Origin of the sequence: uncultured Imperialibacter sp. (assembly GCF_963974565.1) — a bacterium.
In the GTDB taxonomy this organism is placed as follows: Bacteria; Bacteroidota; Bacteroidia; order Cytophagales; family Cyclobacteriaceae; genus Imperialibacter; species Imperialibacter roseus.
The window spans coordinates 37,025-49,876 of sequence record NZ_CAXBCJ010000016.1; the positions used below are offsets into that span (position 1 = coordinate 37,025).

General features: G+C 46.5%; 11 protein-coding genes and 1 tRNA gene. 6 read left to right on the forward strand and 6 right to left on the reverse strand.

Features of this window, described 5'->3' with window-relative positions; translation table 11 throughout:
* Positions 1–9: 9 nt before the first annotated feature.
* The gene (locus AAC052_RS19780; protein WP_339815175.1) at positions 10–570 is read right to left on the reverse strand and encodes a DUF3109 family protein; all 561 of its coding nucleotides are present in this window, start codon (positions 568–570) and stop codon (positions 10–12) included.
* A 433-nt stretch (positions 571–1,003) separates the two neighbouring features.
* Between AAC052_RS19780 and AAC052_RS19785 the strand changes: the two genes are divergently transcribed.
* The gene (locus tag AAC052_RS19785; protein ID WP_339815176.1) at positions 1,004–1,435 is read left to right on the forward strand and encodes a putative toxin-antitoxin system toxin component, PIN family; all 432 of its coding nucleotides are present in this window, start codon (positions 1,004–1,006) and stop codon (positions 1,433–1,435) included.
* A 56-nt stretch (positions 1,436–1,491) separates the two neighbouring features.
* Here the strand turns inward: AAC052_RS19785 and AAC052_RS19790 are convergent, their stop codons facing one another.
* The 4 genes from AAC052_RS19790 to AAC052_RS19805 all read right to left on the reverse strand — a co-directional run bounded on the left by AAC052_RS19790 (position 1,492) and on the right by AAC052_RS19805 (position 6,554).
* Positions 1,492–2,874, reverse strand: coding sequence for an amidohydrolase family protein (locus AAC052_RS19790; protein ID WP_339815177.1), 1,383 nt, complete (start codon positions 2,872–2,874; stop codon positions 1,492–1,494).
* A gap of 133 nt (positions 2,875–3,007) precedes the next feature.
* Entirely contained in the window at positions 3,008–5,431 is a 2,424-nt protein-coding gene (locus AAC052_RS19795) for an ABC transporter permease (protein WP_339815178.1), read from the reverse strand.
* 109 nt (positions 5,432–5,540) lie between these two features.
* Positions 5,541–6,095 (reverse strand): DUF2911 domain-containing protein, encoded by a 555-nt coding sequence (locus AAC052_RS19800; protein ID WP_317487673.1) that lies wholly within the window; start codon positions 6,093–6,095, stop codon positions 5,541–5,543.
* Positions 6,096–6,101: 6 nt separating this feature from the next.
* The gene (locus AAC052_RS19805; protein WP_317487674.1) at positions 6,102–6,554 is read right to left on the reverse strand and encodes a GNAT family N-acetyltransferase; all 453 of its coding nucleotides are present in this window, start codon (positions 6,552–6,554) and stop codon (positions 6,102–6,104) included.
* 203 nt (positions 6,555–6,757) lie between these two features.
* Between AAC052_RS19805 and AAC052_RS19810 the strand changes: the two genes are divergently transcribed.
* The 5 genes from AAC052_RS19810 (at position 6,758) to AAC052_RS19830 (ending at position 12,107) form a co-directional block, all read left to right on the forward strand.
* Positions 6,758–9,043 carry a UvrD-helicase domain-containing protein gene (locus tag AAC052_RS19810; protein ID WP_317487675.1) on the forward strand — a complete coding sequence of 762 codons (2,286 nt, stop codon included), beginning with the start codon at positions 6,758–6,760 and terminating at the stop codon, positions 9,041–9,043.
* 116 nt (positions 9,044–9,159) lie between these two features.
* Entirely contained in the window at positions 9,160–9,828 is a 669-nt protein-coding gene (locus AAC052_RS19815) for a DUF4290 domain-containing protein (RefSeq protein WP_339815179.1), read from the forward strand.
* Positions 9,829–11,133, forward strand: a complete 1,305-nt coding sequence (gene murA, locus AAC052_RS19820) for a UDP-N-acetylglucosamine 1-carboxyvinyltransferase (protein ID WP_339815180.1) — start codon at positions 9,829–9,831, stop codon at positions 11,131–11,133.
* A 93-nt stretch (positions 11,134–11,226) separates the two neighbouring features.
* Complete coding sequence (locus AAC052_RS19825; RefSeq protein WP_317487678.1) at positions 11,227–11,973, forward strand: OmpA family protein; 747 nt, start codon at positions 11,227–11,229, stop codon at positions 11,971–11,973.
* A 52-nt stretch (positions 11,974–12,025) separates the two neighbouring features.
* Positions 12,026–12,107, forward strand: a tRNA-Leu gene (locus tag AAC052_RS19830).
* On the opposite strand, the gene AAC052_RS19835 is transcribed toward AAC052_RS19830, so the two are convergent.
* Positions 12,108–12,812 (reverse strand): hypothetical protein, encoded by a 705-nt coding sequence (locus tag AAC052_RS19835; protein WP_339815182.1) that lies wholly within the window; start codon positions 12,810–12,812, stop codon positions 12,108–12,110.
* Between the last annotated feature and the right edge of the window lie 40 nt (positions 12,813–12,852).

The following is a 12,852-nucleotide window of genomic DNA, read 5'->3' on the forward strand; positions in this document are numbered from 1 at the left end:
CTGAAGCCCTCAGCCTTCGATTTCTTCCACCAGCTGCTGATACCAGGCCTCTCCGTATTTGCGGATCAGCGCCTCTTTCAAGAACTTGTAGACAGGCACACCCAGCTCCTTGCCATGGTCACAGGCAGGCGCACATATTTGCCAGCGGTGGTAGTTGAGGGCGTCGTAGTTATCGTATTTCGATATCCTTATTGGGTACAAATGGCAAGAAATAGGTTTTCTCCACTTTGTTTTTCCTGCCAGCCAGGCTTGCTCAGTGGCGCATTTTAAAATGCCTCTTTCGTCATAGATAGCAAAGGCGCATTCCTTATTATTGATAGTAGTGGTGGAAAAGTCACCCTCCTCGTCGAGCAGGTAAGCCCCACTTTTCTCAATGGCCTTCACCCCAGCATCGGACATAAAAGGCTTCACTTCATCCAAAATGCTATCAATTTGCTGAAGTTCGTCTTCCTCTAAAGGAGCCCCCAGGTCGCCTTCTACGCAGCAAGCGCCTTTGCACTTGGTAAGGTCACATACAAACAACTGCTCTTTGATGTCGTCAGAGATGACGGCGTTTTCTACCAATATCATGGTGCAAAGTTCTCGCTATTTACGGAGTAAAACAATGATTCACCCTAAGACGCTTGCCATTTCCATATTATCTTCAACCTGTCAGAGCTCTAAGGGAATAGTTTAAAACGAGATATGCCGATCAAATTCAGAAAATATCGTTATTTGTAAATAACAAGAAAGAAAGGGCAGAGTGTAGAAACGCTTCTTATAAATTAACTGTTTACCGAAAGTATGGCTTCCAACGAAACATTCAACCTCAAAATAAGCCGAGCTCAGCTTTTCAATTTAGTGAGTAAAATGAGCAAGAAGGATCAGAGAGATCTTCTAAAAGCCCTTCAAGACAGAACCTATTTGCAGCGCTTCGAAGATTTACTTCAGAAATTCCACACAGACGATTTAACTATGGAAGAAATCTCCCAAGAGGTTGAATTGGTAAGACAAAAAAGGTACGATGAAGGGAAGCATCAAGTACAAAGTAGTAGTCGATACTAACATCTTTATTTCCCTCCTGATTGGCAAAGTTTTGAAGGATCTGCCAAAATACCTTCACTCAAGTGCTGTTGAGCTAGTTATGTCGGATGAATTGATCAGCGAACTTATCGAAGTTACATCAAGGCCAAAATTTAATAAGTACTTTTCTGAGGAACTTGTTCGGGAACTCCTTATCCTGGTAGAAGAACGATCAACAACAGTCCAACCACAATCACAAATTAACGTCTGCAGGGACGCCAAGGACAACTATCTTCTTGCTTTAGCTATTGACGGAGACGCAGACTTTCTGGTCACAGGAGACAAAGACTTACTGACGATGGGCGCATTTGAGAACACGAGAATTGTCGATTATAACGAGTTGGAAAGAATAGTTAAAAGTAGCCGAAAGTAGTAGCCAAATACTTACTCTCTAAATTCTCCCTGGTATTCGTTCTGGTTCCAGAAAGTCTATTCCTCATACAAAGCAGCAATCTTCGCCAACTCGCCGTCGATAAACTGCCTGTCCAGCAGTTTGCCCCTCACCATCACCCACTGAATCTTGCTCATATTGGCAATGTCATCCAACGGGTTCGCCTTCACCAGCACCAGGTCGGCCGAAGCACCTTCACTCACCTCCCCAAACTTTCCTTTTTGATTAAAAAATACCGCACTATTAACCGTTCCTGCTTTCAAAGCTTCGTAAGGAGTCAACCCACAGTCGATCATCGACTTGAGCTCGTGGTGAGCCGAGAACCCGGGCACGTTAAATACCTGCGGCGCATCAGACCCCAGAATAATGGGCACACCAGCCTCGTGCATCTTTTTGATCATTACTTTCCTGATCTCATTAAGTCTGTTGGCATTGGCTTCGCTAAAAGTTGGGCCGCTCAAAAAGCTCTCTTTTGACCTTTTCCAGTTGGCCCTGGTCTGCTTCGACATGTAAATCATTTCCGGTTCCGCCAGCAACACATCAGCCGATTTGGTTGATATCCAGCGGTCAAACAATGACTGAGTAGGCACTATTGCCACCTTGTTGGCCAGCGTCTTTTGAATAAGGTCATCCAAAAGGTTCATGTCAGCATAAGGCACCCAGTCGACACCAAAGAACCCATTGCTTTCCGGATCCAATCCCAGCGTGTCGGGCACCAAGCCTTCCACATAGCCGTCGACATGATCTACTGTGCCATACCCTGCCTCCAGCGCATGGCGTATGCCAACAAACACCGATACATGTCCGCTGTAAGTCTGCCCAACCTCTTTGGCTGCCGTCACCATGGAATCAAAAACCGACAGCTTAATGCCAGGGTGCAGCTTCATGAAATCATAGCCCATCTCCTTTTGCTCTTTCACCAGTTTCACTGCCGACGCTCCGGTGGGCACACTATTCCCATTGAAAGAGGGGCCTGAAGTGAAAATCCTGGGCCCGAGTATTTCCCCCGCCATCACCTGCTCCCTGAGCTTCAAATGTTCAGGATGGCCAAGCATGCCCCTAATGGTGGTGACGCCCTGAGAAAGATAAAGGAAGAGCGTTTCAAGCGTTTTATCGGGGCCCGGGCCCGGCTGGGGTATGTGCGCATGCATCTCGGTAAGGCCCGGCACCAGATAGGCTTCTTTCGCATCTATAATAGTGGCCGCCTGGCTAGGCATGAAATGCTTTTCATTCACTATTTTTTGAATCACACCACCTTTCACGTAAACAACCTGGCCGGTTACCACCTTATCGGAGGTCATGGTGATCAGGTTAACATTGGTGATAGCATAGTCATAGCCCTCACCAACGTGGGGATCGGTGCCGCAACTGAAAATGAAAAAAACGAACAAGAATAGAAAGATGAATTTCAAAAGTTTCATATAAATGCCTGGTTAGTCCACTGAGTAAGTAGCACAATTTAATGAAACTATTGATTGAAAGTACTGGCTATGGGTTGGAGCCAAAAAAAGCCCTGACCAATGGTCAGAGCTTTATCGCTATGCTTAAGAAAATTTATTCATTTCGAAGCGCATTCACCGGATTGGCCGTGGCTGCTTTGATCACCTGCGAAACAATAGTAACCAGGCCAAGACAACCAACAATGAGCAAAGCCATCGCTATGACGCCAAACCCAATCGATACTCTGGTAGCCATCAGGTTCAGCCATAAATCGCTGACCAGCACTGCAATGGGCACAAACACCACCACCGAAATGATAATTACCATGGAAAACTGGCGGGTGAGTGATATGATGAGGTATTGAGTGGTGGCACCAAGCACTTTTTTGATGCCAATCTCCTTCACTTTTGTTTGAAGATGGAAGCTCACCATGCCCAACAACCCAAGGCAGGAAATAAAGATGGCGAAGAGTGAGACAGCAGTTACGATTGACGTGATATCACCGAGAAAGAAGTAAAAATGATCCATTTCCTGATCCAAAAAACTATACTTCAAATCTCTTTTGCTGTCTATCGACTTCCACGCTTCCTGCAGGTCACTTATCACCGATGGCACATTGGCAGAAGTAATTTTAAGGTTAATGTTCTCATAATTATCCGGCATGAACCGCAGAGCCATCGGCTCTATGGATTTCATCAACGGCTCAAAATGGTAGTCTTTCACCACGCCAATTATCTGCAACCGATTTTCTTTATCCAAAATAATCTCCTGTCCGATGGCTTCATGGGGTGTTTCAAAGCCGACCGTTTTTACAGCGGTTTCATTAAGGATGATGAATTTCTCTGTGCCTTCGCCGTCCCCAGGCGCATAGTCTCGTCCTGCCAAAAGCGTAATCCCGAAAGTGGAAATATAATTCTCGTCGACAGAGAAGTGATTGAGCCCGAATCGCTCATCCTCCATATCTCTTTGAAAATCGGCACCATGCGAACGGCCAACGGCAGGGTTGTGGGACGAAAAAGTGTAGGCAGTAACAGCCGGATTCTTACTAAGCTCAGCTGCTACTATCTCCGGTTTGCTGCCCTGCAGCTCCACCACCAGCAGGTTCTCCTCATTGAATCCGTACTCAGAGTTTACCATCAGGCTGGTTTGCTCCCTCATCACAAGGATGGAGATGATCATAAAGATGGATAGGCCAAACTGAACAATCATCAGCACTTTTTTGAAAGAGAAGTTCGACATGAATCCCCTCTTACCTGCACCTCCCGAAACCCCATGGTAGCCTTTCAATGCCTGAATGGGGCTAAACTTTGAAAGGAAAAGAGCAGGAAAAACACCCGCTATAAGTCCAACAAATACACTAAAGCCAACGAAGTAAGGAAAAGCGCCGTAAGAGAAATCAACACTCAGTTCTGCCAGAGTAAATATCTCCAGTCCATTGAAGGCGGGGATCATCACTTTAAGAATACCCACTGAAAGAATGAGTGACAGCATGGCCATGATGACGGATTCGATGACAAACTGATGAATCACCTGACGCCGGGTGGCGCCCGACACTTTGCGAATACCAATCTCCCGTGCCCGGGTCAGTGATTTTGCCAGCGATAAATTTGTGTAGTTGAACAGGGCAGTTACCATTACCACAAGAGCAAGAAACCCAAAGAACGCCAGCACAATGCTGGGTATGTAAAACCCGAGCTCATTGCCGTACAAATTCCCCATGGCAATTTTTGTTACCGGAGCCACGCCAAATGTGTAGGGTTGTCTGTCTTCAGCCCATTCAATGTTTTCTTCAGCGAGGCTGGCCACGGTTGTCGCTACCTGGTTGGGGTCTACACCAGGGTTTAGCTTAAAATAATTGTAGCCTACCCACAAGTTCTGCCAGTTATCATTCTTTTTATCTTCAAATGGGCCACCCTCAGACATCGAGTTGAGTGTGCTCATTGAAGCAAGCGCATCAAATTTCATGTGCGTTTTTATTCCCTCCATATCAACAACTCCGGTGATTTTGAAGGGACCAACGCCCGTGTAGTCAAGTATCAGTCCGAGATAGGTATCTTTTTCACCAAAAAATTTCTCGGCAGTCTCAGTCGTCAACACCACAGAAAAAGGCTCATTGAGTGCCGTTTCCTTGTTGCCTTCGATCATAGGGAAAGAGAAGACATCAAAAAACTCGTCATCAACAAGAAGACTCTTTAAATCCAGTATCTTTTCGTCCGTTTGCACCTCCCGGCCGAGATCAAATCGCATATTTGTGTATGCCTCAAAATAGGCATACTGATCAACCATCGCTTTTTTGAACGGCAACGGACTGCTGGCAGTTCCTGCGAAAATACGGGGCGCATTGGGGTTAAAGCTCTCTATCCTGTAAATACGATCAGCGCCGGCATGAAACCTGTCGTAGTTGTACTGATTGTAAATGATGGTGATAAGCAGCAACGAAACCGACATCGCCAATGACAATCCGGCGATATTAACAAAGCTGAACAGCTTTTGACGAGTCATGCTCCTTAAAGCAATCTTGAAGTAATTCTTAAGCATAATAGTCCTTTTTAAGTTATGAGCTTTAGACTATTGCTTTACGCTCTCCGTTACCGTGCCGGTAGATCTATTGTATTGAAATGAATAATTGAGGGATTGAACAGGTTGTTCATTTGAGCGAACTGACTGGCGGATTCTCCCATTTGATAGGCACCCTGGTCAGCGTCCTGTTCCATTTGAAAAGAAGTTGGGTTCCGTTTTCATCAGGTTGAAACTCCATCGTCAACTGCTCTACTTCTTCTTTTGGGTTAAGCACCGGCACCTCCACTCTCAGCACATCCAGGTCGTAGTTGGGTTCGAACTTGCCCCACTGAGCTAATTCGCTGTTGAGTACTATTGTCCAGCGGGCAGATTCCGGAATAGTATAGAGTCTGTATCTTCCTTTTTTGATCGGTTTACCCCCAAAAACCACATCTCTGCTAAACTCAATCTCAGTGGCTTCGTTGGCTCCTGTTCTCCAATATTCACCGTAAGGCACCAGCCCACCAAAGACCTTCCTGCCTCGCTTGTAAGGCCTGCCATAGTCAAGATCAATGGTAATGTCCTGTGTTTGGTAAGTCGCCTGCCCCCTTGGGCTTAGCCCCAGAGAATTATAGAATTCATAAGCTGTATAGCCACCGTAGACCAGCAGTGCCAAACCCAGTACAAATAATACCTTTTTCATTTCCTTCTACTTTAACCATTCGTACAACTGGTAATGGTCGCCATTCATGCCAAGTTTGCTGTACACTCCCTGAGCTGATGTGTTTGTTTTGTCCACATACAATCTCAGGCCTGCCAAAGAAGGAATCCTTTTAACTTTATCGGAGAGAAACTGATACATTTTTTTAAAAACACCTTTTCCCCGGGACTCTTCTATCACAAACACCGACTGAATCCACCACACCGTGCTGTTTCTCCAGTCGGACCACTCAAAGGTGATCAGCAATGAGGCAACAATCTTACCTTCCCCTTCAGCTACAAAATACGTGCCCTTATTTGGATCGTTGAAAACAGAAATAACGCCTTTTTCAACCACAGCCCTGTCCAGGTTCAATTTCTCTGTTTCCCAGGCCATTTTTATCTGGAAGTCGATAATAATCTTGGCATCTCCCAATGATGCCTCACGGATAGTCAAATTCATACACTGTTCTTTAATAAAAGGCTGGCAAATTAATAAACGAGTAGAATAATCGGACAGTATTTAACGCATTATCAAAACATTCCAACATTAGCCTTCCTGCCAGACGCAGATTCCACAGCGTTCGTCGCCTTAATTTTCCTGATATCGAAATTCCTCCAAAAGTTTACTCGCATGTGAAGCCCGTCATTTGTTAACTTGCGGTCATGAGTCTAGATGCGGAAGAGGAATTTCTAAAAGAACTAAACGAACCTCAGCGAGAAGGGGTAATCAATACGGAAGGGCCGACCATGATCATTGCGGGCGCAGGATCGGGAAAAACCAGGGTACTCACCTACAGAATCGCCTACCTGATCAAGTACAAGCATGTTGATCCTTTCTCGATAATGGCACTAACCTTTACCAATAAGGCGGCCAGGGAAATGCGTAACCGAATAGAAAAAGTAGTGGACAATGATGCCCGAAACATTTGGATGGGCACTTTTCACTCCGTGTTTGCCAGACTCCTTCGTTCGGAAGCGCATCATATTGGCTATCCGAGCAACTTCACCATCTACGATGCCGACGACTCCAAGTCGCTCATCAAATCTATAGTAAAAGAACAAGGGCTTGATGACAAAGTCTACAAAGCCAACGCTGTATTTAGCCGCATTTCTGGTGCCAAAAACAATCTGGTATCGTGGAAAGACTACATCAATAATCCCCTGTATCAGGCCGACGACGAAAGCCAGATGCGGCCGCATATTGGCAAGCTCTACCAGCTTTATGTGCAGCGCTGTTTCAAGGCCGACGCTATGGATTTCGACGACCTGCTCTTTAATACCAATCTGCTTTTCAAAGAACACCCAGACGTGCTCAACAAATACCAGCAACGCTTTCAATATGTGCTGGTGGACGAGTTTCAGGATACCAATATTTCGCAGTACCTGATCACAAAAAGGCTCGCATCCGTCCGCCAAAACATAGCTGTGGTAGGCGATGATGCACAAAGTATTTACGCTTTCCGGGGAGCCAATATTCAGAACATCCTAAATTTCGAAAAAGACTACCCCGACCTGAGAATCATCAAGCTGGAGCAGAATTACCGGTCGACGCAAAACATTGTCAATGCTGCCAACTCTGTGATAGTGAAGAACAAAGCCCAGCTGCACAAAAACGTTTGGACTTCCAACCAGGAAGGTCGGTTGATAGAGCTCATCAAGGCCGTGAGCGACAATGAGGAAGGGAAGCTGGTGGCCTCGACCATTTTTGAGCAAAAAATGAATCACCAGTACCATAACAGCGATTTTGCTGTACTGTACCGCACCAACAGCCAATCGAGGGCAATGGAAGAAGCGCTCAGGAGAATGAACATCAAGTACAAAGTGGTTGGAGGCCTGTCGTTCTACCAAAGGAAGGAGATCAAAGACCTGCTTGGGTACCTGCGCTTCGCCGTCAATCAGAACGACGAACAGGCGCTTCGCCGCATTATCAACCTACCAAAGCGGGGCATTGGCGACTCCAGTGTTGATAAAATTATCGTTGCCGCCGATGAGCAGGGCGTTTCCCTTTGGGAGATTCTTGAGAATATCCACCATTTTGTGGGTGGGCGTGCAGGTGAAGCGATCAAAAACTTTGTCACCATGATCAAGAGCTTCCGCATTACCATGGAAAAAAGTGATGCGTACGATACAGCTCAAATGGTTGCGAAAAACTCAGGCTTGCTCAAGGAGCTTTACGAAGATAAAACAGTGGAGGGACTGAACCGGTACGAAAACGTGCAGGAATTGCTCAATGCCATCAAAGAGTTTGTCGACAACCCGGAAACCAACGACAAAACCCTTGGGGCCTTTTTGCAGGAAGTATCACTGCTGACGGATGCCGACGACAAAAACAAAGAGTTGGACGACGCCGTGACGCTGATGACCATCCACATGGCGAAGGGGTTGGAGTTCAAAAATGTGTTTGTGGTGGGCATGGAGGAAGATCTTTTCCCCTCCCAAATGATGCTCAGCAGCCGGGCCGACCTGGAAGAAGAGCGCAGGTTGTTTTATGTGGCTATTACCCGGGCAGAACAGCATCTTTTCCTCAGCTATGCGCTCAACCGCTATCGCTACGGCAGACTGAAAACCTGCGAACCGAGCCGCTTTTTGTCAGACATCGACACGACCTATCTGCAAGTGAGCAAATCTATTGGCAGCCACGAACCGCTGCCTGGCGTGCAGGCACAACACTTCGGAAAGCGCTCGCTCATTGCCGGCTTCCCGGAGCAAAAACCACAAGCACCAAGACATTTTGTAAAGCAAACCGCACACCAACCCTCATCCGATTTCAAACCAAGCGACACCAGCAATTTAATAGTCGGCAACAGAGTGGAACACCCCAAATTCGGCTTTGGAAAGGTAATAAGGATGGACGTGGATGGTGCCAACAGGAAGGCCATCATTGATTTTGAGCAGTTTGGTGAAAAAACTTTGCTTTTAAGCTTTGCCAAATTGAGAATAGTAGAATAGTTTCGCCAAAAGTTTCATTTCGGAGTAAGAAGACTCTACCTTTAGATGAAACTTTTCATTGCGATTTTTGTAAATTGCTAGGAACCCGGTTAGAGTAGCACCAAAACGGCGTTCCTATGAATGACTTCAATGAAGATAAAAGCCCTTTAGTTTTGAGAGAATACGGAAGAAATGTCCAAAAGCTGGTCAACTATGTGAAGACCATTGAGGACAAAGAAAAAAGGACCCGCTTTGCGGAGACCCTTGTGGATTTGATGAAGATGATCAATCCTAACACCAAAGATTATCCGGAGTACACACAGAAAGTTTGGGACGACCTCTACATCATGGCGGGTTTCGAGCTTGAAGTGGACGGACCTTTTCCTATGCCTGAAAAGAGCATACTTGGTCGCAAGCCAAGAAAAATGGATTACAACACTCACAATGTGCGGTTCAAGCACTACGGAAAAAACGTGGAGTTGATGATCCAGAAGGCGCTGGCTTTGGAAGATGCTGAAGAGCGTGAGGCTGCTGTCATTTCCATCGGCAAGCTGATGAAAACTTTCCAGCTGGCCTGGAACCGTGATAATGTTGACGATGAAGTGATTCTTCAAAACATTGAACAGCTCTCTAAAGGAGACCTCACCATTGGTATTGAGAAAGTAAAGGAGCAAAACCTTTTCGACCCATTGGTGAAAGAAAGAGAGTTTGCCACCAACCAACCCCGCCAGCAGAGGGACAATAACAACAGAGGCGGCAACAACAACAGAAACAAACGTAATTTCCAAAAGCGCAGGAGAAACTAGATGGCCTCTTTCAGGGTAAAGGGAGGGCAGCGCCTTAAGGGGGAAATACAACCTCAGGGCGCTAAAAACGAAGCTCTTCAGATAATTTCGGCAGTTTTACTTACAGCAGAACCAGTACACATCAAGAAAATTCCTGATATCAGGGATGTGAACAAACTCATAGAGTTGTTGGCTGACTTTGGTGTGCAAATTGAGAAAACGGGCCCTGAATCCTACATTTTTACTGCTAAGGACGTCAACCTGGACTTCCTTGAGTCCGATCAGTTCAAGGAAAAGGCGGCTTCGCTTCGTGGATCTATCATGATCCTCGGCCCGCTTCTAGCCCGGTTTGGGAAAGGAAAAATACCGAAGCCCGGAGGAGACAAAATAGGCCGCAGAAGGCTCGACACGCACTTCATTGGTTTTCAAAAACTGGGAGCTAAATTTGACTACCATATCGGTACCGGCTTCTACAATGTTTCCGCCAAAGAGCTTACTGGCACTTATCTTCACCTGGATGAGGCTTCCGTTACGGGTACTGCCAATATCATTATGGCGGCCTCAATGGCCAAAGGCACAACTACCGTTTACAATGCAGCCTGTGAGCCCTACATCCAGCAGTTGTGCAAAATGATCAACCGGATGGGCGGCAAAATATCAGGCGTTGGCTCCAACCTGCTTGTGATTGAGGGTGTGGAGAGCCTGGGAGGCACCGAGCACACCATGCTGCCCGACATGATTGAAATCGGCAGCTTTATTGGGCTCGCTGCCATGACCCAAAGCGAAATTACCATCAAAGATGCCCGTATCGATCAGCTGGGCATCATCCCTGACACCTTTAGAAGACTGGGCATCAACCTGGAATTCAGAGGCGACGATATCTTTATACCCGCTCAGGAGCACTACGTAATAGATTCTTTTATCGATGGCTCCATCCTCACCATTGCGGATGCTATTTGGCCTGGCTTCACGCCCGACCTCATCAGTATCATTCTGGTGACCGCCACTCAAGCCAGAGGAACAGTGCTTGTCCATCAAAAAATGTTTGAGTCACGGCTGTTCTTTGTGGATAAGCTTATCGACATGGGTGCTCAAATCATTCTTTGCGATCCGCACAGGGCAACAGTGATTGGCCTGGACAGGGCATTTCCACTGCGCAGTATACAAATGACATCTCCAGACATCCGTGCAGGCGTATCGCTGTTAATTGCTGCGCTGTCTGCCGAGGGCACCAGCACCATCCACAATGTGGAGCAAATCGACCGTGGCTATCAATACATAGAAAAACGTTTAAATGCCATTGGCGCACAAATAGAGAGGTTTTAACCCCGTTAAAGAGTCGTTAATACCTGACTTTGGCTCAGGCACATATTTTTTTATATATTCAATTTTTTATCGACCTGTTCCTGCATGAAACCAATGTCCCAACTACTCGCTCGGGTAGCCGTGTACCTTATGTTTACACTGAGCGTTTCGCAAATTGCTACGGCTAAAGTTAGCCCGGAAGCAATAAAAACGTCCACCGACAATTCCGAAGAAACACCTCCTGAAAACCTCAGATTAACTTTGATAGTGGTCGACAGCGAGACGAAGAAAAAAATCACTGCCAAGGTTAAGGTACTCGACATGCTGAATAAAAAGGTGCTCTTCGCCAAAGAGCTTGGCGACACACTTAAGTTAAACCTTGCTGCAGGCGGAGACTATCGCATTGTTAGCAAGGCCGACAGCCATCTTTTTAACGAAGTGGAGTTCAATCTGGCGAAAGAAAACCTGGGGCCTGATGTTAAAATAACGCTGGAACTAAGCCCGATTAAGATTGGCATGAAGCTCCAGCTAAAAGAGGTCTTTTTTGAAACCAACTCGGCTAAAATGCTGGAAGAGTCTCTTGCTGAGATACAAGAGGTTTATGAGTTGCTTTGGGAGCACCCGAATCTGGTTGTTCAAATTGCGGCGCATACGGACAACACAGGCACTCATGATGACAATATGGAGCTCTCCGGGCGCCGGGCGCAAGCTATTGTGGAAGTGCTGAAGGATAAGGGTGTGCCCGAAAAAATGCTGGCGGCTAAAGGGTATGGCGAAACAAAGCCACTGCTACCCAATACAACCGAAGAGAACAAACAAAAGAACCGACGGGTTGAATTTATCGTTATCGATATTCTGTAAGTTTCATAGCATGGTTTTCGTGCAGTTATATTAATATTGCAGCTCCTTAGATGCGGATGTGGTGAAATTGGTAGACACGCTAGGTTCAGGGTCTAGTGCCGCAAGGCATGGAAGTTCGAGTCTTCTCATCCGCACTATTTTTTACTCCAAAGCTCATAAAGCGGCGCCCCCTGGCTGCTTTTTCCTGTGTGAGTCCAGTTACCTCCCTCCAGCTTATACCTGAATCCAAGCGATTTACCGATCCTTTCGTCCGCATTCGCATAGAATTCCAGGCTCTCCACATAACCTGTCGGAGTGATGGAATAAGTGCCACCAGCGGTTGCCACAAACTTCCGGGAAATTGTGTCAAAGGCAATCCATTGGAAACGGCTATCGGATAATATCTTGATGGTCTTTACTTTATAGTCAGTTCTGACTGTGTCGCCTGCTTCATTCCTATACGCCGCAGCGTACCAAAGGCCAGCCAACTGGCTTTTATTTCCAGCATCAATTCGCTTCCAATCGCCCAGCACCATACCGTCCCTGGCCACCAGCTTGTAGCCGGTTTCAGTGGGCTTTGTGTGCAACACGTGCTGTTTCCCCACCTGATAATGATCGGGAGAGTGGAATTCGATGGTCACAGTCATTTTGTCTCCCTCCATCTTATAAGTACCTCCGGAAGTAGAAAGGAAATGATGATCTTTTGTCAGAAAGGAAGCTGTGGTGAAGTACGTGTCACTGACGATCAAAATCTGAGTGACGGGTCGCCCTTTGTCAACACTTTCGCTCATCCAGGCACCAACATATTCGTTATTGGCAGTGGGTCCGGCAGGTGCATCAGACGGGTCTTGCCAGGCCAAAAAACAGCCCGGCAAAACCAGCCAACATAAGATGCTCAAA

Bases quoted from the DNA above. Each gene is read 5' to 3' on its own strand.
- AAC052_RS19825 (WP_317487678.1), top strand. From the start codon at position 11,227: ATGTCCCAACTACTCGCTCGGGTAGCCGTGTACCTTATGTTTACACTG.
- AAC052_RS19785 (WP_339815176.1), top strand. From the start codon at position 1,004: ATGAAGGGAAGCATCAAGTACAAAGTAGTAGTCGATACTAACATCTTT.
- AAC052_RS19815 (WP_339815179.1), top strand. From the start codon at position 9,160: ATGAATGACTTCAATGAAGATAAAAGCCCTTTAGTTTTGAGAGAATAC.
- AAC052_RS19810 (WP_317487675.1), top strand. From the start codon at position 6,758: ATGAGTCTAGATGCGGAAGAGGAATTTCTAAAAGAACTAAACGAACCT.
- murA (WP_339815180.1), top strand. From the start codon at position 9,829: ATGGCCTCTTTCAGGGTAAAGGGAGGGCAGCGCCTTAAGGGGGAAATA.
- AAC052_RS19780 (WP_339815175.1), bottom strand. From the start codon at position 570: ATGATATTGGTAGAAAACGCCGTCATCTCTGACGACATCAAAGAGCAG.
- AAC052_RS19805 (WP_317487674.1), bottom strand. From the start codon at position 6,554: ATGAATTTGACTATCCGTGAGGCATCATTGGGAGATGCCAAGATTATT.
- AAC052_RS19795 (WP_339815178.1), bottom strand. From the start codon at position 5,431: ATGCTTAAGAATTACTTCAAGATTGCTTTAAGGAGCATGACTCGTCAA.
- AAC052_RS19790 (WP_339815177.1), bottom strand. From the start codon at position 2,874: ATGAAACTTTTGAAATTCATCTTTCTATTCTTGTTCGTTTTTTTCATT.
- AAC052_RS19800 (WP_317487673.1), bottom strand. From the start codon at position 6,095: ATGAAAAAGGTATTATTTGTACTGGGTTTGGCACTGCTGGTCTACGGT.